We start from the raw sequence: 26,713 nt of genomic DNA, 5'->3' as shown, positions 1-26,713 counted from the left end.
TTCGGCCCTCGGGCGGCGGTGAGAAAACGGCCGTTCGGGGGCGAATGCTCAACGATTACAATCATCCGCTGCGCCTGTCTGCCGATCCGTCGCGGGTGGTGGTGCGGCCCTTCCACCTCGCCTGGCAGTCGAACGGCGCCGACCCGTCGCGCGCGCGGCGGCTGGTCGATGCGGTGCTGGAGATGAGCGCCGAGGAGGCGCGGCAGCAGCTGGTGGGCGTGCTCGCCGATTTCGAGGCGCGGCACTGGCAGACGCGGCGGGTGTTCATGACCCGCTATGACCAGATCGTCGAGTTGCTGAGCCTCGACCTCCCCGACATCGGCGACGAGAAACGCCAGCTGATCGGCGCCTATTTCTGCCACGAATACAGCTATGCCGCCGCCGCGCTGATGAACCCGAGCGTGGTGCCGCACCCCGACCAGACCGGGCTCGACCGCCATTCGACGCGCATCCTGATGTCGCTGCGCGCGGTGGGTGAAGGCCACATCAGCTCGATCGCGTTTCGCGAAGGCCTGATCAGCCGTGACGGCCAGCTTTACCTTGCGCACGAGCCGCCCTTCGCCACCGCCACCGACGCACCGGATACCGACGGCGAATATCAGGATGGGCCGGTCACCGTGTACCGCCATGCCGACAGCACGCTGTCGGGCACGGTGATCTTCCCGATCACCCCGGCGCAGAAGAACGGCCTCGAGGATCTGCGCATGACGCATTTCCGGCACGACGACGGCAAGCATGAGTATATCGGCACCTACACGGCCTATTCGGGCCGCGAGATCCAGTCGGAGCTGCTGCGCACCCGGGATTTCCGCTCGATCGACCTGGTGCCGATGCGCGGCGCCGCCGCCCGCAACAAGGGCATGGCGCTGTTCCCGCGCAAGATCGGCGGCCGCTACATGATGATCGGCCGGCAGGACGGGCAGAACCTGTTCCTGCTGACGTCGGACGAGATCGACCATTGGGAGGACGGCGCGCTGCTGCTGAAGCCCCACTACCCGTGGGAGTTCGTGCAGATCGGCAATTGCGGCCCGCCCATCGAGCTGGACGAGGGCTGGCTGCTGCTCACCCACGGCGTCGGGGCGATGCGGAAGTACGCGATCGGCGCGGTGCTGCTCGATAAGGACGACCCGTCGAAGCTGTTGGGGCGCACGCCGGAGCCGATTCTGGCGGCGAAGGACCAGGACCGGGAGGGCTACGTCCCGAACGTCGTCTACACCTGCGGCGCGATGCGCAGCGGCGACCAGATTTTCATGCCCTATGGCGTGGCCGACAGCTCGGTGGCGTTCGCGTTCATTCCGATCAAGGAAATGCTGGGGCGAATGGTTTAGGCGAGCAACCGATATCGCTTTGCCGAGTTATCAATATCTGATAACAATCGGCGGTGGATGCGGAACGCGATCCAAGCCTGGACACCTTGTTGCTGCTCGACGGCGAAACCTTCGTCATCGATCCGGCAGGTCATTACTGGGTGAAGTTCGAGGCGATCCGCTGCGAAGTGACGGCAACTCGACCGCATGGGCTGCGGTATTCGCTGACGCTGCATGACCGCGCCAACAAGCGCATCGTCGGCTTTGACAATGCGCACGCCGTCAAAGCCGGCAAGGGGCCGGGTGCGAGGAAGCCTGCGGCTTTCGATCATACGCACCGACTGCGGACGATCAGACCCTATGACTACATCGATGCCGCGAGCCTGCTCACCGACTTCTGGAAAATTGTCGATGCCGTGCTGGACGAAAGAGGAGTGAAGCGATGACGACGCTCAAGATCGGGATCATGACGGGCGAACAATATAAGGCGCGGACCTTGGCGATCGCCCGGGGCGAAATGACGCCTGGTCCGGAGGAGCCCAAAGTGTGGTTCACGTCGATCGAGTCCGTTGCCAAGGTGCTCTCGGAAAGCAACCGCGCGTTGCTCGCTGTCATTGCGACCGAAAAGCCGGACTCGCTCAAGGCGCTTGCAGATCTTGTCGGTCGTGCCCCCTCAAATCTCACGCGCACGCTCAGGACGATGCAGCAATACGGCTTGGTGCGCCTCGAGCCCCGCGGCGCCCGCAGCTATGCGCCGCGGGCGGTAGCAGATCGGATCAGCGTCGATCTGCCTCTTGAAGCGCAAGCCGTCTGAACCCGTTCGGCGAGCCGTATCCCTCGAAGCCTGCCGCCGCTCTGCGAGCCCACCCCCAGCCCCCCTCGGGGGGAGGTGCGTCCTCCACGGTCACCCAATCCGTTATGTCGGCGAAAGCCGGTATCCAGACCGACGCTCGACCGGATTCCGGCTTTCGCCGGAATGACGATGTTTGGGTCCGGCGCTCGCCTATTCCGCCAGCGTGTCCGCCACCGCGATGACGAGGCGGGCCAGCGAATAGGGTTTGGCGAGGAAGCGCCCGGCGGGGCCGGCGTCCATCGCCGCCGAGGTTTCGCCCTCCGACGTGTAGATGACGCGCAGCGCCGGCTGCGCCGCGACGGCGCGCACCGCCAGCGCCCAGCCATTGCCCTCGACCAGCGCGGTATCGGCGATCAGCAGCGCGATCGTCGGGTCGGCGGCGAGCGCGGCCACCGCCTCCGCCTCGCCTGAAGTAGTGACCACGCGGTAGCCGCGATCGGTGAGCAACCCGGCGACGAGGTCGCGGATCAGCGGCTCGCCATCGGCGACGAGGATCGCGGCCGGTTCGGCGGCCACGGCAGAGACGGGCGCAGGCGCGGCCTTCCGGGCGGCGGCGGTGGTGCGGCGGGCGGCCATCAGCGGTTCCGGTCGCGATAGGCCCGCGGCTGCCGCAGCCGCGCCGAGGCGATCTTGGTCAGCACCAGCACCGCCGCGCCGAGCAGCGCCGCGATGCCGACGATGATGAAGGCAGTGACATCCTGCGGCATCAGGCGGGGGTCCCCACGAAGCGGTTGCGCAGCGCCAAGCCGGCCGCGAGCAGCGCCGCCCCGGCGACCGCGCGCCACAACAGCCCCTCGACCGAGGCCTCTCCGCCGCTTGCCAGCGCCGCCAGCACGCCGGCGGCGAAGCCCGCGATGGCACAGATCGGTACCGACCAGCGACCGTCGCGCACCGGCGGCACGGCGGCGGTCACTCCAGCCCCCACGGCCTGAGCGGCGGCAGCGGCGCGCCGAAATCATTGAGCATATGCCGGCCGAGCGTCAGCCGTGGCGGCCGCGCGACGCCACTGTCCGCCACCACCGGCCGGCGGCGCGGCGAGGGCGCGTTGGCGCGCGTGAGATAGATCGGGGGTGCCGGCATGACGTCGTTCCTCGCGTGGGTAACAGGCGGGAGCGCACGTCTCTCTCAGTCGCCGGCGCCTGCGAAGCCGCGTGCCGGTGATGCGCCCCAGATGGGCGCTTCGGCCGCCCGGCACAAGGCGGCGCGGGCGTTTCCGGGACGAAGCGAGGCGGGGGCAGCCCGAGGTGGAGAGAGGATGCGCGGGGTGAGGTGGGCCAGCGCGGGTGCGCTGGGCGACAGCGTGTGCCCCTCAGGCGTGAAGCGGCGGCGGCGCGGCCGGATCGGCGCCGGGCACGAGGCCCCGGTCGGGGTTCTCGCTCAGCCCCAGCTCGAGCGCCTGCTTCGCCGCCAGCGCGACGCGCGCCAGCCGCTGCGTGTTCGCGGCCCGCGCCTCGCGCTTCTCCGCCAGCCCGCCCTCCTCGCCCCACGCCGCGGCGGCGGCGAGCGCGATGGTGCGGACATTGTCGAGCGTGGCGGCGGCGGCGCGCTGATGCTGCGCGGCTTCCTGCGCGCGGCAGAGAGTGGCGGAGGGAAACATGGGCGGCTCCTTCGGCTGGGTCCGCGACGAGATCGTCGCACCACAAGCCGGGGCCAGCGCCACCAAATTGCGAACGGCCGCGCGGGGACGGGCCGATGGGTGTATGTGGGGCGTGGGGCGGGGTGGTTCAAGGAGGGGAGGCTCGCTAGCGCACCTCGGGCATGTTGCTCGGCGCGGCCGGCGTGAAGTCGGCGATGTGCGCCAGCGCCGCGAGATCGAGGATGGTCACGCAGCGCGTGTCGAGCCTGATCAGCCCCTCGTCACGCAAGGCCTTAAGTGTGCGGCTGACATGAACGTTGGTCAGGCCGAGGATGTCGGCCATGTCGTCCTGCGTCGCCGGCAGCAGATAGCTGCCTTCCGCATCGATGCCCGCCGCGATCGTCCGCTCGTGCAGCTCGCAGATCAGATGGGCCAGCCGGCCGCGCGCCGAGCGGCGGCCGAGCGACGCCGCGCGCCGGACCAGCGCCGCCTGATCCTCGAAGGCAAAGCCGAGGAGCGCTGCCGCTACCGACGGGTGCGCTGCTGCCGCGCGGCGCACGTCGTCGCTGCGCAGTACCGCCACCTTGCAGGGCGTGATGGCGGCGACGCCATATTCGAGCAAAGCGGCATGCAGGGTGTCGAGATCGCAGATATCGCCGGGCAACAGGAAGGCCAGCGTCTGGCGGCCGCGTGCCACGCGGGTATAACGGCACGCCCAGCCCTCAAGCAGAATGTGCAGCCGCGCGGTCGCCTTGCCCTCGCGGACGATCTGCCCGCCGACGGCGATCGACCGCACCTCGACTATGCCGGCGTCGAGCCCGGCTAGCGCGGCTTCGTCCACGCCGATCCGGCGCAGCCGCTCGGTCAGCGGGTTGAAGGCGCGCGCGCCCCCGCCGCGCTGCGGCCAGGCGTGGGCGCCGCGCGGCGCGACACGGGCGGGCACATCGGTACACAGCCCGCGCTTCTCTGCCTGAGGCATCACGCCGCCGCGCCGGCCGGCAGCGGGGGTGGAGGGAGCGACGACCCGGGGCCGGGCCACATCAGGCGGCTCGAGCCAGCGCGAGCCGTTCGGCCTCAAGCCGGGCGTCGGTCCAGCCCTGCTGCCAGCGTTCGCGGCGCGCCGTGGGCCAGTGGCGAGCAAAATCGATGGGGACCTGCGCGCGAAACGCCGCGCGGCCCTCTTCATACACAGACATCTCGGATCCTCGACGAAACGCCCCCCTGGACGATTTCGCAGGCCGGCCGCGCGGACATCCCGTTCCGCGCGGCCTGCCGGGTGTTCAGCGTTGCCCGCGCGTCAGGCGGCGGCCACCGTCTTGCGACGGCGGCGGGCAGCCCCCACCGCCAGCAGCCCGAGGCCGAGCAGGCCGAGCGTGGCCGGCTCCGGCACCTCGGTGGCGTCGACCTGCAGCGAGATCGGGCCGAGCTCCGCGTCATAAGCCGTGCCGCCGGTGAACATCAGGCGCAGCTGGTTGCCGCTGGCCGCCAGCTCCGGCAGCGACAGGCTCAGCATGCCCGGGCCAGCGAAGGTGCCGCTGCCGAGCAGGATGTCGTTCAGATAGCCGGCGATGGTGAAGGGTGTGCCCGCGGCGGCATCGGTGAACAGCACGTCGAGCGTCAGCCCGCTGTTGCCTGCCACGTCGTCGACGAGTGAATCGATGTCGTAGCTGAGGTTGAAGGTCGCGTTCGTCTGGCTGTCGTTCGACAGCTTCAGCGTGCCGAAGCCGATGTTGGCCGTGCTGCTGAGGCGCGGATCGGTGCCCGAATGCTGGGTCTGGTCGACCGCGACGGTGCGCGTGAACAGATTGCCACCGACGGTGTAGGCGACGGTGTTCGACACGGCGACGCCATCGGCGCGATTGTCGGTCGAAAGCTGAATGGTGTTGAAATCATCGACGGTGATCAGGGCAGCGTGGGCGGACGTCGCCATCAGCAGCGCCGCCGCGGCGGCAAAAAACATTTTCATGGATGGTGTGGACCTTGAGGCAAAGCAAATGTCCCCCGACAGCGGACAACTAAGCACCAAGCGTGCCAATTGGTGAAAACCCAACGAAGTCATGCGTTGTTTCGGTAATGAAATAGATGAACGAGCATAATCATGTAAGGTTGATCGACGTATCGAACTAAACAAATGTCAAAATAAATCGGGTCAGTTTCAGTCGGTCAATACGCGCCTGCGACAAATTTGTACTTGCGGGAACTTGCGCCGTGGCGGGTGGGTTTGGCTTGTGGTCGCTGCCCGCCCTCTTGGATCGCGGCTTCTCCGTGAACGCACTGGGATCGACCGGTTCGCCGGCGGCCGTCGAGCCCAGGCGGAGGGAGCGGCGGTCGCGGCGGCGCAACTACTACCGTAGTGGCCGGGATTGCACCTCGTTACGGTACAAATACGATCGCCCCATTACTTGGGGGGATTCATCATGAACATTATCGCACGCGCGCTCTGCGCGACCGCACTGCTGTCCGCAACCGCCGCGACCGCGCAGCAACCGGCCCTCGCGCCGGCGCCCGCGTCCACCGCGACTGTGCTGCGCTCCGGCACCGCCGTCATCCTGCGCACCAGCGAGGAACTGACCACCGAAGGCAAGATGCTGAAACCCGGCCGCCGCTTCAACCTGGAGCTCGCCGAGGCAGTGAGCGTCAACGGCCAGGTCGTCATCCCCGCCGGCGCCCGCGCCATCGGCGAGGTCACCGAGGTGCGCAACAAGGGCATGTGGGGCAAGTCCGGCGGCATCAACGCCCGCCTCGTCTCGCTGAACGCCGGCGACCGCACCATCCGCATTGCGGGGACGATCGACGACAAGGGCAAGACGGGCACGGCGGGCGTCGTGGCCTCGGTCGCGCTGATCCCGCTCGCGGGGTTCTTCGTGACCGGCACGTCGGCCCGCATCCCGATGGGCACGACGGTGGCCGGATTTACGGATGAGGATTTGCCGCTGGCGTTCGCCGCTGCGCCCGCACCGATGGTGGTGCCGGCGGCTGCGGTACCGGCGGTTGTGGCGGTGGCGCCGACGAGTTCGAATTAGTCGATAGCTGAAACAGCGCCTTTTACGACGGGAGAGGCTTTTGTTTGCCTACGTTGATGAAACCGGCAACACCGGCTCAAAGCTACTCGACCCAAATCAGCCGCTGTTTATCACCGGAGCGCTTTTGACTCGTTCCGACTTCGACAAGCGTTTCGCTTTAGATGTGGCTGAAATCGCTCGCGCATGTGGCGCAGACGAGCTTCACGCGGCTGATTTGGGGCTCGGTCGCCTCGAAGGGATAGCGCCTGACCTACTGAAAATCATACGCTGCGCTGGGCCGACCTTCGCGCTTTCCCGCGTCGAAAAAGTCTATGTGATCGCTACAAAGATGTTCGATACCATATTTGATTCTTATGAAAATAAAGCGGTGCCCTGGCATGTTTATAATGTTCCGCCTTTGCGTATGATGATGGTGTTTAAATTAGCGTCTATCTTGGACGATGCGGTAGCTGTCGCATTCTGGGATGCGTTAATGGACGTAAATGCGGATCGCGCTCACTATAAAATGGCTGAAGTTTGCCGCAGGCTAGTTGGGCGTGTGACCGATGTTCCCGATAAGCGGTCACAGGAAGTTTTAGGCCAAGCCCTTGAGTGGGCATCAGAGAATCCCGAAAGTCTTGAGTTCGTGTACTCCGATAAGGCGGGGCGCAAAGGGCATCTCCCTAATATGATTGGGTTTGGAAATCTGCTCGATGCCATTGAGGAGAGGTCAGCTATTTGGAAGCGTCCGGTGGAAGTCATTCGACATGATCGTCAGAATGAATTTAAGGATGCTATTAAGTTCTGGCACAAGATATATTCAAACGCCCGTGAGGAAGCTGTTATGTTGCCAATGGGTGGAAAAATGGTTCTTAGAAAGGTGTTCGGCAGTGAGTTATTGATGTCTAGTTCATCTGAAAGTGCTGGAATTCAGATAATTGATGTAATTATATGGCTTTTTTCGCGGGCGCAGAAGGAAGAAATACCAGATAATTGTCAGTCATTGTTAAATTACGTCTATAGTAGGGCGCATCATAGCGATTTTTCTTTTGCGAACGCATCTGAGTTCACGTCGAGAATGTTCGATGCAATGGAGCGAGAAGTTACGGATGAGCAGATGAGCCTGAGCGCTAAGACGTTAAGCGAAATTGAGCAAAGAAGATTGGATGCTATGGCTGAGTACAAAGCTAAGAAGGAGGATGCCTAGCCCCAAGTCCGTGGCTTGCAGGCCGCGACACCGCTAGCTAACACCCCCGCCCCTTAACCGCCCGCCCCGGCTTCGTGCCCGTATGCGCCCCCGCCTTCACCACCTGCACCCCGTTCACCCACACGTCGCTCACGCCCGTGCTGTACTGGTGCGGCTGGGCGAAGGTGGCGTGGTCCTGCACGGCGGGCGGATAAATTTAACATCTGATTGCTATTTAACATCGCTTATGTTAGATAGCGGTGCCGATGTTAGAAGCTGATATTCACGATAGAGCAGCCCGGCTCGTGAAGTCGGCCCAAACCTATGTTCATCAAAATTTCGGTATAAGTCTTTCACCCCATCCAGCCCCGTTGCGGGGGCTGCCGCATTTCCTGCTCGACCGGTACAGTTTCTGGCTTGGTAACCTGTTCGGGCAGCCCGTTCTGTTGATGGTGTTCGGTGCTCAATCGGTCGGGCCGGTCGCTAGCCTGCTCAAGCAGCGCGACATTGTTCGACAGCACATGGGCGAACAACGCACCCTGCTGGTGATTGACCACATTACGCCTCGGATGCGCCAGCAACTCATTGAGCATCGCGTCGCGTTCCTTTCGCCGGGAAAGCAGCTGTATGTGCCGGACGCGCTCATTGATCTGCGCGAACATCGGCAATCTGAGCCCGCGCCTCCGCCCGAACATCTGTCGCCGACTGCACAGTTATTGCTGCTGGCGTCGCTGCTCGGACATGACGTCGACGACGCCAGTCTCACCCGACTGGCCGACAGCTATCAGGTTGCGATCATGAGCATGAGTCGTGCCGTCGACGAGTTGAAGGCGCTGGAGATCGCGGAAGATCGCCGGGTCGGCCGGCAGCGGCGGCTGCGTTTCAGGTGCCAAGGGCGGGAACTTTGGCAGGCCGCTGAAACCTATCTCCAGTCGCCGGTGCGGAAAAAGCGGCTGGTCAGCGGCTATGTACCCGGCGACGCGGCGCCGCTCGCTGGCGAAAGCGCACTGGCCCATTACACGATGCTGGCCGTGCCGCGCATCGAGTGCCGCGCGACGCCGGCATCGGTCTGGAAGCGCATGGCCCGCCACCTCGATCTGACGCCAGCCTGGGCTTACGATGAACGCGGTATCGAGATCGAAACTTGGACGTATGACCCCTTTGTGTTGGCTCCCGGGAATGCGGTGGTCGATCAGCTATCTCTCTATCTTAGCATCCGGCACCATCCTGATGAGCGCGTCACGCAGGCCGCCGAGCAGATGCTGGAAATCTTCCCATGGTAATCGGCATCGATCGTTTTCGGGAGCATTTCGCCGGGCACGAGCATCAGTACGTGCTGATTGGCGGTTCGGCGTGTGACCTTATCATGGGTGAAGCCGGCCTCGACTTCCGCGCGACGAAAGATCTCGACATCGTGCTGATCGTCGAGGCGATCGACCCCGAGTTCTCGCATCGGTTTATGGAGTTTATCGAGGCGGGACAGTATGAGGTTCGTGAGCGGAGCGAAGGGGACTCTGTTCTCTATCGCTTCCAGAAGCCGGCGACCGACGGCTATCCCAAGATGCTGGAACTGTTCTCCAGCGCACCGGAAGGGCTGTCGCTTCCCGCCGAAGACGAACTCGTGCGGCTGCCGATCGGCGAGGCGGCGGCGAGCCTGTCGGCCATTCTTCTCGATCCCGATTATTATGCCTTTCTGAAGGGCATGATCCGTCGCATCGACGACATCCCGATCCTCGACGAGGCGGGGCTAATCCCGTTCAAGGCGCGGGCGTGGATCGATCTGAGCCGCCGCCGAGAGGCCGGAGAGCCGGTCGACGCAAGAGACATCACCAAGCACCGGCGCGATGTTGTCCGTCTCGTTCAGCTCATCGCCGAGGGTGTAGCGCATGAGCTTCCGCCGAGCCTCTACGCCGATCTCACCCAGTTTATCGATGCGCTGGCCGGGCAGGGCGACGTCAACCCGAAGGATTTCGGCGTGCCGATGAGCCTAGCGACGGCGGTCGAGCGGCTTCGGGCGGCTTATCATCCTGCGAAACCGCCCCCTAACACCCCCGCCCCCTAACCGCCCGCCCCGGCTTCGCGCCCGTATGCGCGCCCGCTTTCACCACCTGCACCCCGTTCACCCACACCTCGCTCACCCCCGTGCTGTACTGGTGCGGCTGGGCGAAGGTGGCGTGGTCCTGCACGGTGGCGGGGTCGAAGATCACCACGTCGGCGTAAGCGCCCGGCTTTAGCGCGCCGCGGTCCTTCAGGCCCAGGATCGCCGCCGGGGCGGTGGTGAGCTTCCGTACCGCCTCCTGCAGCGGGATCGTCTTTTCCTCGCGCACGTACTTCGCCAGCAGCCGCGCGAAATTGCCGTAGGCGCGCGGGTGGTTGCTGCTCTTCAGCACCACGCCTTCCGCCGCGACCACGCCGGCGTCGGCGCCGAAGGTCATCCAGGGGAGGGTGGTCTGGCGGCGGACATTGTCCTCCGACATGCGGAAGAAGATGGTGTTCACTCTGGAGCCGTCCTCGACGATCAGGTCGATGACGGTGTCTGCCGGGCTGGTGCCGCGCGCCTTGGCGACCTCGTCGAGGCGCTTGCCGGCGTAGGGTTTCAGCTTCTCGGTCTTGAAGCCGCTGAACAGCACGTTCTTCGGGTCGCCGCCCGGCAGCTCCAGCTCGGCGGCGGCGCGGGCGCGGGCGGCGGGGTCCTTCAGCCGCTCGATCGTCGCCTCCAGCCCGCCTTCCTGCACCCAGGCGGGGAGCATCGAGTTGGCGCCGGTGCCGCTCGCCGGATAGGTGTACATGTCGGCGGTCATGCGCAGGCCTTCCTTCTGCGCGCCCTCGAACACCGCGATGGCGGGATCGAGCTTGTACCAGTTCTCGGGGTTCGACTGCTTCAGATGGTGGACGTGCACCGGCACCTTCGCCTGGCGCGCGATCGCCACCGTCTCCTCCAGCGCGCCGAGGAAATGGTCCTGCTCGTCGCGGATGTGCGCCGCATAGAGGCCGCCGCACTTGCCCGCCTCGGTGGCGAGCGCCACCAGCTCGGACGTGTCGGCGTACATCTCGGGGATGTAGATGAGCATGGTGGCGACGCCCATGGCGCCGTCGTTCATCGCGTCGCGGACGAGGGCGCGCATCCGGTTCAGCTGCTCGGGGGTGGGGTCGACGTCGTTAGTGCCCAGCACATATTCGCGGATCGAGCCCGCAGCGATGAAGCTGGCGACGTTGGGGGAGATGCCGCTCTTTTCCAGCGCGTCGAAATAGCCGCCGAGCGTCGACCAGGTGATCGGCACCTTGATGTCGCCCTGCCGGCTCTCGCGGATCTGGCGCATCCTGTCGGTGAGCGGGGCGAGCGAGCTCTCGCTGTTCACCTCGAGCGTCACGCCCTGCAGGATGCCGGACATGCCGCGGCCGTCGTTGAGCAGGGTCTCGCGGGAGTGCGACAGCATGTTGATGAAGCCGGGCGCGACCGCCTTGCCGCCGGCGTCGACGGTGGTTTTCGCGCGGCCGGGGGCCTTCGCGCCGACATAGGCGATGCGATCGCCCTTGATGCCGACCTCGCCGAGATAGGGGGTGCCGCCGGCGCCGTCGTGGATGAGGCCGTTGCGGATGAGGAGGTCGTAGGATTGGGCGGCGGCGGGGGTTGCCGTGGCGGCGAGCAGGGCCGCCATGATCGTCAGTCCGAGCCGCTTCATCGATGTTCTCCTCCCGCGTGAGGGGGCGAGTTTAGCGGGGTGGATGCCGCCGCCAACCCCCGCAAAATCCCCTCAAGGGAGAGGGAAGCGGGCCGCCCGCCCGCACGGCGGGCGACGTTCTTTTCTCGCTGGATCCCGGCCTTCGCCGGGATGACGGTGGGGGAGGCTCGGCCAACCCTCGCAAAATCCCCTCTCCCCTCAAGGGAGAGGGGAAGCGGGGCGCGACATCCCGCCCCGGCTGGAACCCGCGCCCGCCCTCGCGGCTTCCACCCTCCATGCGCCTCCTCCCCACCCTTGCCGCCCTGTCGCTCCTCGCCGCCTGCGACCAGGCGCTGACCAAGACGCCCGACTATCGCCCGCAGGACGCCGGCAGCGTCGATCGCGCGCTGTGCCTGCTCGGCTTCAGCGCGGTGCCGGTGACCGAGGTGCTGACCGGGCATCATCTCGTCGAGGCGGTGGTGAACGGGCGGAAGGGCGTGTTCGTGCTCGATACCGGCGCGAACATCAGCACGCTGCATGCGCCGCTCGCCGCCGACTATAAGCTGAAGCCGGCGCTGGGCGGGTTGATGCCGGCGGTGGGGGTGGGCGTCGGCGGCGCGCAGAAGGCCGGGGTGTGGACGCTCGACAGCCTGACGATCGGCGGCATTGCCATCCGGCAGACGCGGATGATGACCGCCGACCTGACGCCGGTGGTCCGCATGCTGTCGCCGCTGGCGCCGGGCAAGCGCGTCGACGGCATCATCGGGCAGGACGTGATGAAGGAGCATCGCGGGGTGATCGATGTGGCGAAGCCGATCTTGTACCTGATCGCCGAGGACAAGGACCCGGCGCCGGTGGACGCGGCGGAGAGCTGCACGGGCGGGGCGGCAGCGGCGAGCGGGACGGAATAACCCTCTCCCTGGAGGGGAGAGGGCGACTCGCGACAGCGAGCGGGGAGAGGGTGGTCGCCGCGTGGTGCCTGCTCTCGGACCACCCTCTCCCAACCCCTCTCCCCTCCAGGGAGAGGGGCTTTCGGCGGCAACCGGCGGGCCTTCGCTTCGTTGACCCCGCGAGCGAGGGGCGCGCGAGCTGAGGAGAGCTGCCATGCCCCGTGGCGACAAAACCGCCTACACCGACAAGCAGAAGCGCAAGGCTGCCCACATCGAGGAAGGCTATGAGGAGCGCGGCGTCCCGAAAAAGGAAGCCGAGGCCCGCGCCTGGGCGACGGTGAACAAGGAGTCGGGCGGGGGAAATTTGTCGGGCTCGGGGCGGGGCAAGCCGGATAGCAAGCTGTCGTCGCGGAAAGGCGGCCGCAAAGGTGGCGCGGCGTCGGCGACGCGCTCGGCGGCTGACCGCTCGGCGGCGGCAAAGAAGGGGTGGGAGACGCGGCGCAAGCGGGCGAAGGGCTGAGCCGCTCGCCGCCCGCCCGCCCGCGATCTCGACCCATCGGCGCCAGCTCGGCGCCACCGCTCCACCCCGTTTCGTCATCCCGGCGAAGGCCGGGATCCATACCCACCGCCGCATGGATCCCGGCCTTCGCCTGGATGACGTGGTTGGGAAGCGGCGGGTTAGCGCTCGCCCGGCCCGACGCCGGACACCCTCACCCTCCCATCCTCCTTCGCTAAAGCTACGGAGGACGGGCCCCTCCCTCTCCCGCAAGAGGGCGAGGGGTGAAGGGGGCGACGGAGTGGTGGGTTAGCGTCTCCGTCGCGCAAGCGGGCGAGGGGTTGAGGGGAACGGCGGCATCGTGATTGGCGTCCCTCTCCCGCCTGCGGGAGAGGACAGGTGAGGGTGTGGCGGCCGCTCAGGCCGCCTGCCGCTCCCGCTCCGGATGGGCGGCCAGCGCCACGAACGCCGCGTCGGTCAGGCGGCGCGCCGCATTGAGCGCCACCTCGACGGCGCCGGCCGGGCGCGGTGCGCCGGCTTTCCAGGCGGGGCTGGTGGCGACCTCATGGATGAGGAGCGCGGCGGTCCACAGCGGGTGGTCGGCGCGGGCGGCGGTGTCGGCGTCGGGCATGCCGAGGATATGCGCGGCGCCGACGGCGAGGCGCAGCGCCTCGATATGCAGCGGGTCGAGCGGCAAATGCGCGGCGGGGAGGCTCATGGGGGGGCGGCTTTCGGTGAAGGTCGGCGGCGATCCCGATGCCGCCGCTTGGCGCCATATTGGCCGATATGGCTATTTCGGCACAACCTTTCCCGCTGGACGATCCGGCCATAAATTACCGCCCGTAGCGGATCGGACTGGATCGGCGATTGACTCGCACCGCCACCATGTTCTGTTTATGTTCTCCTTTCCGAAAGCCGACTCATGCCCGATTTCCGCCCTGCCGCCGTCAATCGCCGCCTGCGCTCCCTGCGCGGCGAGCGCGCGCCGGTGGGCTGGGTGTTCATGGTCGGGCAGCGGCCTTGGGGGCCGCTGCGCCCGACCCGCGAGGCCGCGCTGCAGGACGCGGTCGAGGCGGGGGAGGCGTCGGTCTGCCTCGAATATGGCCGGGTGTTCCTGCAGCCGCTGACCTGGGTGGCGCCGGTCTGGCCGTAGGGGCGGGCACCGCGGCGATCGGCGGGGCTCGCGCGCCGCCGGCGCGGGGCCGAATCCTGCGACTAACCGGCTGACAGGTCAGCGGAATCATGTCACTTTTGTTGCGCGGCAAGCAGGCATATGCTGTGCTCATGCTGCAGGCCGCGCCCGCCGGGGCGTCCTCCTCCGTCCCGCCGCGCCGACGCTTCCCGCGCCTGCGCGAGCTGGTGAAGTTCGCGCTCATCGCGAACGCGGTGGCGTGCGGGCTGGTGGCGGTGCCGCTGACCCTGGCCGCCGCCTATCATGTCGAGCGCACCGGCCGCTGGTCGGCGGGGCCGCTGGTGTGGCGGGTGCTCGGGATTCACGACGTTGCGATGGTGGCGAGCCTGCTGCTCGGCGCCGCCACCCCGCCGCTGCTGATCGCGCGGCGGCGCAGGGCGCGGACGGTGGCTGCGGTGGAGGCGGCGCCGGCATTGCTGCCGCGGTCCACGCCGGCGCGGCAGCGGGTGGTGAAGGAACCGGCGAAGTGGTGAGGGGGCCGATCGGCCGCTGATCGTTGATCGCGGCGCCGGAAACCTCCCCTCCCCGAAGGGGAGGGTAAGGGGTGGGTGTTGGGGCGAGCCGTAGCCATCGGGCCAGCCGCCGCTTCGTGAGCCCACCCCTTACCCCCCTCGGGGAGGGGAGGTGCTTTCCCCACGCCCACCAATCCAATCCGTCATGCCGGCGAAAGCCGGTATCCAGTTCGGCGGCCGGTCTGGATACCGGCTTTCGCCGGTATGACGGGTGTGTGGGTAGCGGGCTCTTCACCTGAACCGGAAGCGGCCGGCGCGGCCTCCCGCTGGCGCCTTAGTCGAAATCCTGCCACGTCCCCACCACCCGGCCGATCACGGTAAAGGGCTCGCGGCCGATGTCGATCGGCTGGTGGATGGGGTTGGTCGAGCAGGGTTCGAGCCGGGCGGGGCTGGCGCGGAAGCGTTTGAAAGTGGTCTCGCCGTCCTTCATCACCGCATAATATTTGCCGTCGCGAAGCCCGAAATCGTCGGGGTCGATGTAGATGCGGCCGCCCGGCGGGACGAGCTTGTCCATGCTGTCGCCCTCGGCGATCAGCGCGAAGGTGGCGGGGCCGCCGCTTTCGCAGGGGACGAGGCTCAGCGGATCCTCGATCGCCTCGCGCCAGTTGCCGGCGGCGATGCGGCCGACCAAGGGCACGCGGCGCACAGGGGTGAAGTCGACGCCGGAGTCGAGCAGCGCCGCGGGCTCGACGCCGAGCGCGCCGGCGAGGCGCTGCATCCAGTCGGTGGTCAGCGCGCGCTTCGACAGTTCGAGCTTCGAGATGGTGGAGACGTCGGTCGCCGCCCCGGTGTCGGGGTTGGGGACGAGCGCCGCCAGCTGCTCGAGCGTCAGGCCGCGGGCCTTGCGGAGTTGGCGGATACGGTTGGGTGGGCGGCGGTCCATCGCGACTCTCCATAGCCAGGGCGGCCAAGGCGGTAAAGCGAAAAGTTAGCCATATTGGCTTGACAGAGATTGGCCAATGCGGCCAGTTTTGGCGCGTGACGACTCATGCCGCCCTTGCTCCCATCGACCCGTCATACCGGCGAAAGCCGGTATCCAGACCGGCCATCGACTGGATACCGGCTTTCGCCGGTATGACGGTTGGTTGGTGTGGTGGCCGATCTTATGGCGGCGTGCTGCGTCCGGAGATCACCCTCACCCTCCCAGCCTCCGGCTGGGCCCCTCCCTCTCCTCTCGAGGGAGAGGGGGCATGACCACCGCTGAACTCATCCGCGCGCTGGCCGCCGCCGGGGCGCCGGCCGAGGCGATCGCGCTGGCGGTCGATGCGGTCGAGGCCGCGCGGGCGCCCGATGCGGCGCGGCGGGCGGCGGAGCGGGACCGCAAGCGGCGGCAGCGCGCGCGGGCGGCCGGGGCCGATCTGTTCGAGGGCGACGCGGAGGCATCGTTCGACGCCGAGAGCACGCCGTCCCCGGAAGGTCGCGCGACCGGTGGGGCGTGTCCCGCGACCGACGCCCCGCGTCCCGCGACAGCGCCGGACACGGGCGCGGACGGTCCCGCCCTCCTTCCCCCCGATGGTCCCCCGCCTCCCCAGACCCCTCCACCCCCCCTTAACCCCCCAACCCGAAACCGACGCGGACGCGGCGAGCGGCTGATCCCGCGCTGGCAGCCGGCGCCCTTGCCGATGCCCGAGGCCGACATGGTCGCCTTGTGGCCGGCCGGGCGGCTGGAGCGGGAGCTGGCGCGCTTCCGCGATCACTGGGCCGCCGCGGCGGGCGCCAATGCCCGCAAGCACGACTGGGATGCCGCCTGGCGCAACTGGCTGCGGAAAGCTGACGATGAAACACCAAGAAATCCCCGCCGCACGGGCCGCCGTGCCGGCAACGCGGCCCCCGAGCGAGGGGCAGGCAGCGACGCAGCTGCCGGCAGCTTCGACCCCGGCGGGCCAGAGCTTGCCGACCTCGCCAGCCCGCTGGTCCGCGCCGGCCTTGCCCGGCTGCGTCACGCCGGCGGAGCTGGATAGCGTGGCCTTCTATCCGCCTGCCGTGGCGCGCGAGGATGCCGCGCCGCTGGCCGCCGCCGCGCGGGCCTATGCGACCGCGCTGGCGCCGGCCGAGGAGGGGGTGCGGGTGCGGCTGCTGACGATGCTGGCGCTGCGCTTTCCCGTCGCGGCGAGCCTGTCCGATGCCGAAGCGGCGGCTCGGATGAACCTGCTGATCGACGATCTCGCGCATCTGCCCGCCGATTTGCTCGATCTCGCCTGCCGGCGGGCGGCGCTCAGCAGCCGCTTCATGCCGACCGCCGCCGAGCTGATCGGGCAGGTGCGCGAGGAGATGGGGGAGCGGCAGCGGCGGCTTTACCGCCTCGACCGGCTGGCGCGCGAGGCGGGGCGGGCGGCACCGCGCAGCCGGCCGATCACCGATAACGAACGCGCGAAGGTCGCGGCCGGGCTGGCGAAGCTCGCGCGGCGGCTGGGGCGCTCGACCACCCGACGTAACCCCCAAAGCAACAAGACCAAGACTGGAGACTGACGATGGCCACCGCGCCCCAATATGATCCTGACGACCTAACGGCGACCCCCGCTCAAGCCAAGCCGAAGCGCGCCTCGCCGCCGCCCAAGCCGCCGCGCGCGTGCCCGCCCGATTTCGACGCGGTGTACATCGCGCACGGCTATGACGACTGCGAGGTGATCTTCCGCGCCGCGCCGATGACGGTGAAGCGCTGGCTGCTCGAACGCGGGGCGGAGCGGCTGCGCAAGGCCCGCGCCGAGTTCGTCGCCCGCGAACGCGCCGCCCGCCATGCGCTGAAGGCAATGAAGACGCGCAAGAAGCCGCCGCGCGCGGTGGTGGCGGACGGCATCGAGGTGCCGGCGCCGCTGCTGTCCGAAGCCGCGAACTTCCTGCGCACGATGCGCAACGGCGGCTGGTTCTGCGCGCCGACGGGCAAGGGCGATTGGTGGCTGGGTACGATGTACAAAACGCCCGCTCAGATCGTGGAGTTCGCCGCGGCGCGGGGGTTTGACCTGGAGGCGTCGCTGGCGCGGCATCGGTGCGTGGTGCCGGAGGAAGAGCCCCTCTCCCTGGAGGGGAGAGGGGTTGGGGAGAGGGTGGTCGGAGAGCTGGCTCCGTCCTGAGACCACCCTCACCCCGCTCGCTGACGCGAGTCGCCCTCTCCCCTCAAGGGAGAGGGGCTAGCGCCTGTCCGCCGTCGGCACCATCAGGACATCGCACGGCAGCCCGGCGAGCAGGGCGGCGGCGGTGCGGCCGATGAGGGAGACGCCGAGGTCGTGCGCGCCGTGGGTGGCGACGATCGCGAGGTCGTGGGCGCCGGTGGTGACCGCCTCGACGAGCAGCTTCTCCGGCGTGCCAAGGCGGTTGTCGACGCGGAAGCCGCGGAGCGCGAGCGGCGGCGGGGTGGGGGTGTGTTCGAGGCCGGCGGGGAGCGCGGGGTCGGCGCCGACGACATCGCGGAACGGCAAATGATAGGCGTGGACCAGCTCGATGGCCGCGTCGGGGAAGGCCTGCAGCAGGTCGAGCGACCGGGCGCCGCGCGCCGAATGATCGACAGCGACGAGCAGCTTGCGGTGCGGGCCGGCGGGCGGGGTCTTTACCGCGAGCAGCGGGCGGGGGCTGGCGCAGGCGAGGCGTTCGATCTCGGGAGACAGGCCGTCGGCGATGATCAGGTCGGCGGTGGCGCGAGCGACTTCGGCAGCGATCGCATCGGGGTCATCGTCAGGCAGCGGCACCACCGCCGCCTGCCAGCGCGCGGCGAGTTGCGCGGCGCGGGCGGCGGCGGGGCTGTGCTCGGGGGCAGCGAGCAGCAGGGTGCGCGGCCGGGCGAGCCAGCGCGGATGGAGAGGAGGGGACACCATCGGTGACCGGCTTAGAGCGGTGGCGGCGGGGGCGTTACTATAGGAATTTTTATATGCGACGGGTTGGCGCGGGGCGCTTCTCCGCTCCCCGAGGGGGAGGGGTTGGGGGTGGGTTCTATGGGTGCGGTTGGTCTTCCCGGTAACCCGATGCCCGGTCAGCCCACCCCTTACCCCTCCCCCTCGGGGAGGGGAGGTCTTTGGCGGTGGGGCGAGCCTCGCTTCCGGAGGGAGGTCTTGGCGGTGGGCGCGAGCCCCTCTCCCTGGAGGGGAGAGGGGTTGGGGAGAGGGTGGTCGGAGCGCGGGTGCCAGCCGGCGACCACCCTCACCCCGCTCGCTATCGCGAGTCGCCCTCTCCCCTCTAGGGAGAGGGAAGCGGTGGGGGGGTGACCGCCGCCGCTTCGGTGATCTCGACGTAGAAATCGAGGATGCGGCGGGTGAGGGCGGGATCCTGCGTTTCGGCGAGCAGGGTGTCCAACGCGGCGAGGCGGGGGTCGTGGCCTTCCGGCACCGGGGCGCCGGCGCTGGCCAGCAGTTCGGCGGCGCCTTCGCTCTCCCGCACCTGCCGCGCGTCCCAGGTCGCGCTGTCCTGCGCGACGAGGATCAGCGCGAGGCCGAGTGTCGCGGCGGTGCCGCCGGCGTAGGTGCCTTCGAGCGCGGGGGCTACCATCGTCAGTTGCGCCATGCCGAGGGTGACGGTGAGCTGGGCGGGGGTGAGGCTCATGCGGCGAGGCTCCGCAAGGTGGCGGCGAGCGTGCGGTTGTGGAAGCGGTAGGTGTAGAGCGACGAGAAGACCATGATCGGGTCGATCGAGCGGCCCGACGCCACCTCGCGCGCCGACGAGATCCAGATGGCGAGGCCCATCACCTGCGCATAGACGCGCCACCAGGCGAAGGCGGTGGGGTCCACGGTCAGCCCGCTGGTCCGGCGCCAATGGGCGATGGCGGTGGCCTCGTCGACGGTGCCGGCGGGACGGCCGGGGCTGCCGTGGCTCCACAAGGGGTCCATCGCCCAGGCGAGGTCCTCGAGCGGGTCGCCGATGTGCGCCATCTCCCAATCGACGATCGCGCCGATGCGGCCATTGTCGTCGACGAGGAAATTGCCCGAGCGATAGTCGCCGTGGACGATGGCGAGGCGGCTGGGCGTCGGCGGCGGGTTGCGTTCCAGCCAGCGGACGCCCGCCCAGAAGATCGGCTCCGGGCCGAGCGCGTCGGCGGTGACCGCCGCGGCCCAATGGTCGAGGCGCTGGCGCCAGCAGTCTTCGGGGGCGGGCGGCGGGGTGCCGGTGACGAAAGCGGCGGGGTCGGCGGCGTGGATGTGGCCGAGGATGGTGAACATCTGCTCGCCGACCCACGCGCCGTGCGGGGCATAGGCGTCGGGGGTGAGGATGCCGCCGGGCTTCACGTCGGCAACTTCGGACATGATGAAGCCGGGCGCGCCCAGCTCGGCGCCGCTCTCGTCGACGAACAGCGGTTCGGGGACGGGGACTTCGCTGCCGTGGACGGCGGCGAGCGCGGCGAATTCGGTGCGGCGGTCGGTCTCGATCAGGCTGGAGGCGGGGTCGCGGCGCAGGACGAGGCCGCGGGTGGTGCCGCCGCTGGTGGCGTCGAAGCGGTAGGTCTCGCGCGCGGCGCCGCCGTGGAAGCGCTTGAGGCCCGAGACGCTGACCGGCTGGCCCCAGCGGATGGAGAGGCATTTTTCCAGCAAGGCCTCAATGTTGTCGCTCATGCCAGATCGAAGATGCCGGTGAAGCCGGACGGGGCGTGCGGGCCGATGATCAGCTGTTCGAGGACGCCGCGGCCGTCCTCTTGGCCGCCGGGCAGTGTCAGCTTGGCGGTGACCAGCGCCTGGATATGGTTGAGCGGGATCGTGCCCTCGTCGGCGGTCGCGGTGTCGATGGTCTCGGTCACTACCGAATGCTCGCCGTGGAAGGTGCCGTGGGCGCGGGTCGGGTGGCCGTAGCCGATGCCCTGCATGAAGAAGGTGTCGTGGACGGTCAGCTCGACCTTGACCGGGCCGTCGGTGCCGGTGCCTTCGATCGTCGCGGCGCTGGCGTGGCGGGTGCCGGGCTTGAAGCTGAGCTTCGAGCGCACGTCCCACAATTTGCGCGGGGTACCGTCCGGGCCGATCAGCAGCATCGAGCGGTTCCACGGCTGGCCGTCGCCGTCGTCGTTGGTGTGGAAATAGAGCTGGTGGGTGGGGAAGTTGAGCGGCGCCCACAGCCAATAGAATTGCGGCATCGCCATCGGCACGGGCGGCTGCGGGTCGGCCGCGCCGATGGGGCGCACGCCCCAGCTGCGGTCGCGCGTTCCCAGCATGCCGGCGACGTCGTGGCGCTGGCCGTCAAGGCTGATCCAGCCGGTGTAGCGGCCGTTCTGCGTCATCCGCGTCACGTCCATCAGGGTGCGGGTGCCGATGCGGCGGGTGAAGCGCGGCTCCTCGATGGGGAAGGCGCGGCCGTCGAAGACCAGCTCCGCCTCGATGCCGCTGTCGTTGGGCGCGAGCGTCAGGCGCAGGCGCTGCAGCGGTTCCTCGACGGTCACCGAGATCGGCGCGACCTGCGTGTCCATCCGCTCGAAGCCGAGCAGGCGGGAGGCGAGGACCGAGCGCTGCTTGCCGCCGTGCACCAGCGAAAAGGCGGCGTCGGTGACGTTCAGATGCGGGTAGATGCCCATCGCCGCGGCGAAGAACAGGCGGCCGTCCGCGCTGTAGCCGTTGAAGAAATAGCGGTCGTAGAAATTGCGATCGGTGCCCGCGAAGGCGATCGGCTCGGCGCGCTGGTGAATGGGGAAATCGTCGGCTTTGGTGAGCATGGGGTGAGGCTGGCACCGGGTGCGGTGCAGCAACAAGCTATGCTTGCGGGGAGGGTTTCGGAGCCCCTCTCCCTGGAGGGGAGAGGGGTTGGGGAGAGGGTGGTCGGATGGCGGGCGCTAACCGGCGACCACCCTCACCCCGCTCGCTGACGCGAGTCGCCCTCTCCCCTCCAGGGAGAGGGACACCAAATGAAAAGAGGGCGGCCGTCCGAGGGTCCAGTTCGGATGGCCGCCCTCCCCCGGTCCCTCCGCCTGTCAGGGGGAGAGGGACATTCGGTCTGGGGCCGCGGCGTACGGGCGCCGCTGGCTGAGAAACCGGCGGGCGCCGCTACGCACGCCAGCGGGGGCGATCCCCCGATCACCATGAAATTACCGGGGAGGGCGGGGGTGCCTCAATGCCCCAGCGTCTCAATCGTGAGACAAACCGGCACCCCCGTCGTTTTAGTTGGTCGCTGCTTTCCGCCGCCGCCGGCGTAGGCCGAGGCCGACGATGCCGAGTCCGAACAGGGTGAGGGCGGCGGGTTCGGGGACGGCGGTGGACGGATCGACGTCGAACTCGTCGGGGGTCAGCAGGAAGGCGCGGGTGTTGCCGTTGAACTGGCCATAGCCCACGATCTGCCCCCGCTCGTTGAGCGCCGTCGCGTGGGTCAGCCGCCAGCCGCCGAGGTTCGAGACCAGCGAGGCGAGCGAGAAGATCTGGCTTTCGAACCACATCAGCGCCTGACTGCCCATGGCATCATAGCCGGTGCCGACGATGCGGCCGGCGTTGTTGATGTCATAGGCGGTGCTGCTGTTGGCGCCGCCGGCGAGGTCGCCGAGGTCGGTCATCACGCCATTGACCCACAGGAAGGCGCGGCTGCCCGTCGCGGCGCTGCCCCATCCGACGACGTGGCCGGCATCGTTGATGCCCTGCGCCGAGCTGGCAAAGCCGCCGCCGGGCAGGTCGCCGAGGCTGGTCGCCTGCCCGGCGGCGGTGAAGATCGCCGCGTTGGAATTGCCGGCGGCGTCGGTGCCGCGCCCGGCCACCACGCCGTGGTTGTTGATCGCCGCGCCGGTCGAGGAGGTGGGGCCGCCCGGGATATCGGCAAAGGCGGTCGCCACGCCATTCTCCCACCGCGCGGCCACATTGCCGCCGGGGACGCCGGCATAGCTCGCCACCTGGCCGCTGTTGTTGATCGCATAGGCCGACGGCGAAGGGCCGCTCGGGTTCAGCGGGGTGAAGCTGCCGTTCTGCCAGATGACGGCCGGGCCGTTCATATTGCCGACGATCTGGCCTGAATCGTTGATGCCGAACGCGGCGTCGCCGAAGGTGTTGCCGGCGCCGGGCGCCCGCGGCAGTTCGGTCATCACGCCGTTGGTCCAGACGAACGCGCGGTTAACGGTCGCGCCGCTCGAGCTGACGGTGCTGCTCCCCCCGACCACCTGGCCGTGGATGTTGATGCCGCTGGCGGTGCTGTAATCGAACCCGCCGGCGAGGTCGCCGATGTCGGTGAGCGTGTAGGTCGGCGCGGCGAGCGCCGGCGCGGCGAACAGCGCGGTCGCGGCGAGCGCCGCCAGCTTCAGATGCTTCATGGTCAACGAGCCCCCTGATCCTTTTCGAACAGACGGGGAGCTTCGGCGGCAGGAGGGCGTACGGCCGCGGATGCCCCCGGATCGGCCGTGCCCTGCCGAACCGGGCCGCTGCCGACCCCTCACGCAAAATGCCGCTGGAAAACGCCCCTCTGACGGGCATGAGCGCTAGCAAGCGCCGCCGCTCGACAGAATGCCTGAGCGTCTCAGGCGTGAGACAGCGTGGCTTTTTTCTGTGGATGCGCCCGCGCCCGCGCCGGTACACCCTCACCTTTCCTCTCCCGCAGGCGGGAGAGGGACGCCGCTCCAGCCCCTCGCCCGCTTGCGGGAGAGGGAGGGGCCCGCCGCGAAGCGGTGGGAGGGTGAGGGTGTGCGGCCGGGACGGGTTCGACGCTGGTGAACGGCGCTCAGCCCTTGCGCCGCCGCCGCAGCCCGAGGCCGACGACACCCAGCCCGAACAGGCCGAGCGCGGCGGGCTCCGGCACGCGTTCGGCGTTGATCGACTGGACGCGGCCCCAGACGTATTTGGTGTTCTCGGTGTAGCTCGTCTGCCGGCCGGCGCTGTCCCAGGTGTACTGGGTGATGCGGTCGAACGAGCGCAGGTGCGAGTTGGTGTTGAACGGGCCGAAGGCGGTCGCGAACTGGTCGCCGTCGATCACGCTCGTCACCACGCCCGGCGTGTAGAGGAACATGTCGAGGAACTGGTCGCGCATCCACTGGCGGGCGACGCGGCCGTTGCTGTGATATTCATACTGCCAGCCGTGGCCGGCGGTGGTCTGGCCATAGAGCTGATAGGTGCTGCCGTTCGAGTACATGATCGAGCGGTCGCCGCCGTCGGTGGTCGGCGTGGGCAGCGCCATCGTCCCGCCGGTCTTGGTCATCGACGCGGTCATGAAGCTGTTGTTGTACTGGCTGTAGTACATGCGGTTCGGGTTGTTGTCGGTGTCGGTCGGCAGATTGTCGCCGTTGACGATGAACCGTCCGGTCAGCCCGAAATTGGTCTCGGAATGATGGGTGGTGTTGCCGCAGTTCGGCGCCGTGCTCGGCGAATAATAGCAAAAGCTGGTGGTGTGCTGCGCCCATGAATTATTCTGGCCGCCGGCGATGACGTCATAGCGCACGATCGCCGCCGACGCCGGCAGGGCGGTCAGCGCGACGGCGGTGAGCGCCGCCAGTTTCAGGTTCAGCATGATCTTTTCGAGCCCCCGTGTTGCGTATCGTTCAACGGGGGTTCCGGCGGCAAGAGGGTGCACGGCCGCGGATGTTCCGGTGCGGCCGTGCCCTGCCGAACCGGGCCGCTGGCCGACCCCTCACGCAAATGCCGCTGGAAAACGCCCCCCTGACCCTTGAGGGCTTAGGGGCGGCGGGATGGCGACGCCATGCCCGGGCGTCTCACGCGTGAGACTCGCGAACGGTTTGTCGCTTTTCTTGGGGGATATGTTCCCCAACATCGTCATTCCCGCGAAGGCGGGAATCCATTAGCGCCGACGCTTCGGCGTATGGACCCCCGCTGGTGTGGCGGATCAGCCCTTGCGACGCCGCCGCAGCGCGAGGCCGAGGAAGCCGAGGCCGAACAGGCCGAGCGCTGCCGGTTCGGGGACTTCGACCGCGTCGTCGAACGCGTCCGGTGTCAGCAGGAAGGCGCGGGTGGTGCCGTTGAGGAGGCCGTAGCCGACGATCTGGCCGCGCTCGTTGATGGCGCTCGCCTGCGTCAGTTGCCAGCCGCCCAGGTTGGCGACGAGCGATCCCAGCGAGAAGACCTCGCCGCCGAACCACATCGCCGCCTCCGCCCCGGTGCTGCCGAGGCCGTAGCCGACAACGCGGCCGGCGTTGTTGATGTCATAGGCGAAACTGCCGTCAGCGCCGCCCGCGAGATCGCCGAGGTCGGTCATCACGCCGTTCACCCACAGGAAGGCGTGCGTGACGTTCTGGCTGGCGGCGTTGACGGTGCTGCTCTGCCCGACGACATGGCCGGCGTCGTTGATGCCACGCGCGATGCTGCTGTCGCCGCCGCCGGGCAGGTCGCCAAGGTTGGTGACCTGGCCTTGGGTGTAGAGCGCGGCGCGGGTGCCGGTCGCAGCGCCGCCTTGCCCGGCCACCTGGCCATCGGCGTTGATCGCATAGCCCAGACCGGCCGAGCTGCCGCCGGGCAGGTCGCCGAGCGCGCTCAGCGACCCGTTCTGCCAGATCGCTGCGGCCTGGCCGCTGGTGGCATAGCTCGTTCCCGCAACCTGGCCGCTGTTGTTGATGGCGTAAGCCTCGCTGTAGTTGGGCCCGCCGGCCAGGTCACCGATCGAGGTCGCGACGCCGTCCTGCCAGACGATGCCGCGAAACACCGCCTGCTGGCCGATGAAGCCGACACCGTTGCCGACGATCTGGCCGGCATCGTTGATGCCGCGCGCGCCCGTGCCAAAGCCCCCGGCGCCGGCAAGCGTCGGCAGCGCGGTCATCGTGCCGTTGGCCCAGACGAAGGCGCGCATCCCGCTGGCGCCGCTGCTCTGGCCGACGACCTGACCGAGATTGTTGAGCCCCCAGGCGGCGCTGTAATTGCTGCCGCCGGCGAGGTCGCCGATGTCGGTCAGCGTGTAGGTCGGCGCGGCGAGCGCGGGCATGGCGGTAGCGAGGGCCGCAGCGGCGGCGAGAAGCTTGAGCGAGCGCATGGGGCGTTCCTCGGCGGATCAGGCGGCGCGGCGGCGGCGCAGGCGGAGCGCGGCGAGGCCGAGGCCGAACAGGCCGAGCGCCGCGGGCTCCGGCACTTCGGCGACCGCGTCGTCGAAGCTGTCGGGCGTCAGCAGGAAGGCGCGGGTGACGCCGCCGAGGGTTCCGGAACCGACGATCTGGCCACGCTCGTTGATCGCCGTCGCCTGGATGAGCCGCCAGCCGCCGAGGTTCGAGACCAGCGAGGCGAGCGAGAAGATCTGGCTGTCGAACCACATCGTCGCCTGGCTGCCGACGCTGTCAAAGCCATAGCCGGCGACGCGGCCGGCGCTGTTGACGCCGAAGGCAATGCTCTGGTTGGTGCCGCCGGCGAGGTCGCCGAGGTCGGTCATCACGCCGTTGATCAGCATGAAGGCGTGGGTCACATTGGTCGAGCCGTTGGTCGTAATGCTCTGTCCCACGATGTGGCCGGCGTCGCTGATGCCGCGCGCGACGCTGCTGACGGCGCCGCCCGGCAGATCGCCGAGGTCGGTGGCCTGCCCGTTGACGAACAGCGTTGCCTTGGATGTGCCGGAAAAGGCGGTCACGCCGACCACGTGCCCGCTGCTGTTGACGGCGAGGCCCTGGCTGCTAGCCGCCCCGGGCAAGTCGCCCAGATTGGTCAGGCTGCCGTTCTGCCAGAGCGCCGATGTCGTCCCGCTGGCTGCGGCGCTGGTACCGGCGACCTGGCCGCTGGCGTTGATGCCCCAGCCCTGGCTGAGGTCGCCGCCGCCGGGCAGGTCACCCATCGAGGTGGCGACGCCGTTCTGCCAGACGATGCCGCGATTAACCGGCGTGCTGCCATTGAGCCCGATGCCGCTCCCGACGATCTGACCGGAATCGTTGATGCCGCGCGCGAGGGTGCCATAGTTGTTGCCGCCGGGCAGGTTTGGCAAGGCGGTCATCACGCCGTTGGTCCAGCTGAAGCCGATCTGTTGGCCGCTGGCGCCGATGCTGCTGCCGACGACCTGGCCAAGGTTGTTGATGCCGTAGGCGACGCTGTAGTTCGACCCGCCGGCGAGGTCGCCGATGTCGGTCAGCGTGTAGGTCGGCGCGGCGAGCGCGGGCATGGCGGCGGCGAGGGCGGTGGCGAGCGCCGTGGCGGCGGCGAGAAGGCTGAGCTTGCGCATGGGGGCCGGTCTTTCTGGCGAA

Annotated in this window: 33 protein-coding genes; 14 read left to right on the top strand and 19 right to left on the bottom strand. The window is 68.5% G+C overall.

The window, feature by feature from the left end; all coding sequences use genetic code 11:
• Positions 1-44: 44 nt before the first annotated feature.
• The 3 genes from ACFOMD_RS02085 to ACFOMD_RS02075 are packed head-to-tail and all read left to right on the top strand — an operon-like array spanning position 45 to position 2,121.
• Positions 45-1,328, top strand: coding sequence for a glycoside hydrolase family 130 protein (locus tag ACFOMD_RS02085; protein WP_380856056.1), 1,284 nt, complete (start codon positions 45-47; stop codon positions 1,326-1,328).
• A 53-nt stretch (positions 1,329-1,381) separates the two neighbouring features.
• Complete coding sequence (locus tag ACFOMD_RS02080; protein ID WP_380856053.1) at positions 1,382-1,753, top strand: toxin-antitoxin system TumE family protein; 372 nt, start codon at positions 1,382-1,384, stop codon at positions 1,751-1,753.
• Positions 1,750-2,121, top strand: a complete 372-nt coding sequence (locus ACFOMD_RS02075; protein WP_380856050.1) for an HVO_A0114 family putative DNA-binding protein — start codon at positions 1,750-1,752, stop codon at positions 2,119-2,121. Before ACFOMD_RS02080 ends, ACFOMD_RS02075 begins: the two co-directional genes overlap by 4 nt.
• A gap of 189 nt (positions 2,122-2,310) precedes the next feature.
• Here ACFOMD_RS02075 and ACFOMD_RS02070 read toward each other — a convergent pair whose 3' ends face one another.
• The 8 genes from ACFOMD_RS02070 to ACFOMD_RS02035 form a co-directional block, all read right to left on the bottom strand.
• Complete coding sequence (locus ACFOMD_RS02070; RefSeq protein ID WP_380856047.1) at positions 2,311-2,736, bottom strand: response regulator; 426 nt, start codon at positions 2,734-2,736, stop codon at positions 2,311-2,313.
• Entirely contained in the window at positions 2,736-2,867 is a 132-nt protein-coding gene (locus tag ACFOMD_RS02065; protein WP_380856044.1) for a hypothetical protein, read from the bottom strand. The genes ACFOMD_RS02070 and ACFOMD_RS02065 overlap by 1 nt, the downstream gene beginning before the upstream one ends.
• Positions 2,867-3,073, bottom strand: a complete 207-nt coding sequence (locus ACFOMD_RS02060) for a hypothetical protein (RefSeq protein WP_380856041.1) — start codon at positions 3,071-3,073, stop codon at positions 2,867-2,869. The genes ACFOMD_RS02065 and ACFOMD_RS02060 overlap by 1 nt, the downstream gene beginning before the upstream one ends.
• Positions 3,070-3,240, bottom strand: coding sequence for a hypothetical protein (locus ACFOMD_RS02055; protein ID WP_380856038.1), 171 nt, complete (start codon positions 3,238-3,240; stop codon positions 3,070-3,072). Before ACFOMD_RS02055 ends, ACFOMD_RS02060 begins: the two co-directional genes overlap by 4 nt.
• 229 nt (positions 3,241-3,469) lie before the next feature.
• A complete protein-coding gene (locus ACFOMD_RS02050; protein ID WP_380856035.1) occupies positions 3,470-3,757 on the bottom strand; it encodes a hypothetical protein in 288 nt (95 codons plus the stop codon).
• Between the two features lie 145 nt (positions 3,758-3,902).
• Positions 3,903-4,715: a Crp/Fnr family transcriptional regulator gene (locus ACFOMD_RS02045; RefSeq protein ID WP_380856702.1), complete on the bottom strand. Its 813-nt coding sequence runs from the start codon at positions 4,713-4,715 to the stop codon at positions 3,903-3,905.
• Between the two features lie 61 nt (positions 4,716-4,776).
• Entirely contained in the window at positions 4,777-4,932 is a 156-nt protein-coding gene (locus ACFOMD_RS02040; RefSeq protein ID WP_380856032.1) for a hypothetical protein, read from the bottom strand.
• A gap of 101 nt (positions 4,933-5,033) precedes the next feature.
• Positions 5,034-5,702, bottom strand: coding sequence for a PEP-CTERM sorting domain-containing protein (locus ACFOMD_RS02035; protein ID WP_380856029.1), 669 nt, complete (start codon positions 5,700-5,702; stop codon positions 5,034-5,036).
• Between the two features lie 451 nt (positions 5,703-6,153).
• On the opposite strand from ACFOMD_RS02035, the gene ACFOMD_RS02030 reads away from it, so the two are divergent.
• From ACFOMD_RS02030 to ACFOMD_RS02015, 4 genes are all read left to right on the top strand, one after another.
• Entirely contained in the window at positions 6,154-6,759 is a 606-nt protein-coding gene (locus ACFOMD_RS02030) for a hypothetical protein (RefSeq protein ID WP_380856026.1), read from the top strand.
• A gap of 40 nt (positions 6,760-6,799) precedes the next feature.
• Positions 6,800-7,945: a DUF3800 domain-containing protein gene (locus tag ACFOMD_RS02025; RefSeq protein WP_380856023.1), complete on the top strand. Its 1,146-nt coding sequence runs from the start codon at positions 6,800-6,802 to the stop codon at positions 7,943-7,945.
• 245 nt (positions 7,946-8,190) lie between these two features.
• Positions 8,191-9,207 carry a hypothetical protein gene (locus tag ACFOMD_RS02020; RefSeq protein ID WP_380856020.1) on the top strand — a complete coding sequence of 339 codons (1,017 nt, stop codon included), beginning with the start codon at positions 8,191-8,193 and terminating at the stop codon, positions 9,205-9,207.
• Complete coding sequence (locus ACFOMD_RS02015) at positions 9,201-9,986, top strand: hypothetical protein (protein ID WP_380856017.1); 786 nt, start codon at positions 9,201-9,203, stop codon at positions 9,984-9,986. The genes ACFOMD_RS02020 and ACFOMD_RS02015 overlap by 7 nt, the downstream gene beginning before the upstream one ends.
• Here the strand turns inward: ACFOMD_RS02015 and ACFOMD_RS02010 are convergent.
• Positions 9,967-11,607 (bottom strand): N-acyl-D-amino-acid deacylase family protein, encoded by a 1,641-nt coding sequence (locus ACFOMD_RS02010; protein WP_380856014.1) that lies wholly within the window; start codon positions 11,605-11,607, stop codon positions 9,967-9,969. The genes ACFOMD_RS02015 and ACFOMD_RS02010 overlap by 20 nt on opposite strands.
• Before the next feature lie 275 nt (positions 11,608-11,882).
• On the opposite strand from ACFOMD_RS02010, the gene ACFOMD_RS02005 reads away from it, so the two are divergent.
• Positions 11,883-12,497: a retropepsin-like aspartic protease gene (locus ACFOMD_RS02005; protein ID WP_380856011.1), complete on the top strand. Its 615-nt coding sequence runs from the start codon at positions 11,883-11,885 to the stop codon at positions 12,495-12,497.
• 193 nt (positions 12,498-12,690) lie between these two features.
• The gene (locus ACFOMD_RS02000; RefSeq protein ID WP_380856008.1) at positions 12,691-12,996 is read left to right on the top strand and encodes a plasmid stabilization protein; all 306 of its coding nucleotides are present in this window, start codon (positions 12,691-12,693) and stop codon (positions 12,994-12,996) included.
• Positions 12,997-13,390: 394 nt separating this feature from the next.
• Here ACFOMD_RS02000 and ACFOMD_RS01995 read toward each other — a convergent pair whose 3' ends face one another.
• Positions 13,391-13,690: a hypothetical protein gene (locus tag ACFOMD_RS01995; RefSeq protein WP_380856005.1), complete on the bottom strand. Its 300-nt coding sequence runs from the start codon at positions 13,688-13,690 to the stop codon at positions 13,391-13,393.
• A 204-nt stretch (positions 13,691-13,894) separates the two neighbouring features.
• Between ACFOMD_RS01995 and ACFOMD_RS01990 the strand changes: the two genes are divergently transcribed.
• Positions 13,895-14,125 (top strand): hypothetical protein, encoded by a 231-nt coding sequence (locus ACFOMD_RS01990; RefSeq protein ID WP_380856002.1) that lies wholly within the window; start codon positions 13,895-13,897, stop codon positions 14,123-14,125.
• Between the two features lie 131 nt (positions 14,126-14,256).
• Entirely contained in the window at positions 14,257-14,637 is a 381-nt protein-coding gene (locus tag ACFOMD_RS01985) for a hypothetical protein (RefSeq protein ID WP_380855999.1), read from the top strand.
• 313 nt (positions 14,638-14,950) lie between these two features.
• Here the strand turns inward: ACFOMD_RS01985 and ACFOMD_RS01980 are convergent, their stop codons facing one another.
• Positions 14,951-15,559 (bottom strand): LexA family protein, encoded by a 609-nt coding sequence (locus ACFOMD_RS01980; protein ID WP_380855996.1) that lies wholly within the window; start codon positions 15,557-15,559, stop codon positions 14,951-14,953.
• A 307-nt stretch (positions 15,560-15,866) separates the two neighbouring features.
• Between ACFOMD_RS01980 and ACFOMD_RS01975 the strand changes: the two genes are divergently transcribed.
• Genes ACFOMD_RS01975 through ACFOMD_RS01965 form a run of 3 tightly spaced genes read left to right on the top strand, consistent with a single transcriptional unit; the run spans position 15,867 to position 17,747 of the window.
• A complete protein-coding gene (locus ACFOMD_RS01975) occupies positions 15,867-16,637 on the top strand; it encodes a hypothetical protein (protein WP_380855993.1) in 771 nt (256 codons plus the stop codon).
• 1 nt (position 16,638) lies between these two features.
• On the top strand, positions 16,639-17,145 hold the full coding sequence (locus tag ACFOMD_RS01970; protein ID WP_380855990.1) for a hypothetical protein: 507 nt from the start codon (positions 16,639-16,641) through the stop codon (positions 17,143-17,145).
• 2 nt (positions 17,146-17,147) lie between these two features.
• Positions 17,148-17,747: a hypothetical protein gene (locus ACFOMD_RS01965; RefSeq protein ID WP_380855987.1), complete on the top strand. Its 600-nt coding sequence runs from the start codon at positions 17,148-17,150 to the stop codon at positions 17,745-17,747.
• A gap of 57 nt (positions 17,748-17,804) precedes the next feature.
• Here the strand turns inward: ACFOMD_RS01965 and ACFOMD_RS01960 are convergent, their stop codons facing one another.
• From ACFOMD_RS01960 to ACFOMD_RS01925, 8 genes are all read right to left on the bottom strand, one after another.
• Entirely contained in the window at positions 17,805-18,485 is a 681-nt protein-coding gene (locus tag ACFOMD_RS01960) for a universal stress protein (protein ID WP_380855984.1), read from the bottom strand.
• A 358-nt stretch (positions 18,486-18,843) separates the two neighbouring features.
• Positions 18,844-19,206: a hypothetical protein gene (locus ACFOMD_RS01955; RefSeq protein ID WP_380855981.1), complete on the bottom strand. Its 363-nt coding sequence runs from the start codon at positions 19,204-19,206 to the stop codon at positions 18,844-18,846.
• Entirely contained in the window at positions 19,203-20,210 is a 1,008-nt protein-coding gene (locus ACFOMD_RS01950) for a phosphotransferase family protein (RefSeq protein ID WP_380855978.1), read from the bottom strand. Before ACFOMD_RS01950 ends, ACFOMD_RS01955 begins: the two co-directional genes overlap by 4 nt.
• Entirely contained in the window at positions 20,207-21,295 is a 1,089-nt protein-coding gene (locus ACFOMD_RS01945; RefSeq protein WP_380855975.1) for a hypothetical protein, read from the bottom strand. The genes ACFOMD_RS01950 and ACFOMD_RS01945 overlap by 4 nt, the downstream gene beginning before the upstream one ends.
• 441 nt (positions 21,296-21,736) lie before the next feature.
• Positions 21,737-22,867, bottom strand: a complete 1,131-nt coding sequence (locus ACFOMD_RS01940) for a PEP-CTERM sorting domain-containing protein (RefSeq protein ID WP_380855972.1) — start codon at positions 22,865-22,867, stop codon at positions 21,737-21,739.
• A gap of 404 nt (positions 22,868-23,271) precedes the next feature.
• Positions 23,272-24,054, bottom strand: a complete 783-nt coding sequence (locus tag ACFOMD_RS01935) for a PEP-CTERM sorting domain-containing protein (RefSeq protein ID WP_380855969.1) — start codon at positions 24,052-24,054, stop codon at positions 23,272-23,274.
• Between the two features lie 333 nt (positions 24,055-24,387).
• Positions 24,388-25,524, bottom strand: coding sequence for a PEP-CTERM sorting domain-containing protein (locus ACFOMD_RS01930; protein ID WP_380855966.1), 1,137 nt, complete (start codon positions 25,522-25,524; stop codon positions 24,388-24,390).
• 18 nt (positions 25,525-25,542) lie between these two features.
• Entirely contained in the window at positions 25,543-26,691 is a 1,149-nt protein-coding gene (locus ACFOMD_RS01925) for a PEP-CTERM sorting domain-containing protein (RefSeq protein ID WP_380855963.1), read from the bottom strand.
• Positions 26,692-26,713 lie beyond the last annotated feature (22 nt).

Origin of the sequence: Sphingoaurantiacus capsulatus, assembly GCF_042648405.1 — a bacterium.
In the GTDB taxonomy this organism is placed as follows: Bacteria; Pseudomonadota; Alphaproteobacteria; order Sphingomonadales; family Sphingomonadaceae; genus Sphingoaurantiacus; species Sphingoaurantiacus capsulatus.
The sequence above is the reverse complement of the archived record's forward strand: the minus strand, read 5'-3'. Positions and strand labels throughout refer to the sequence as shown.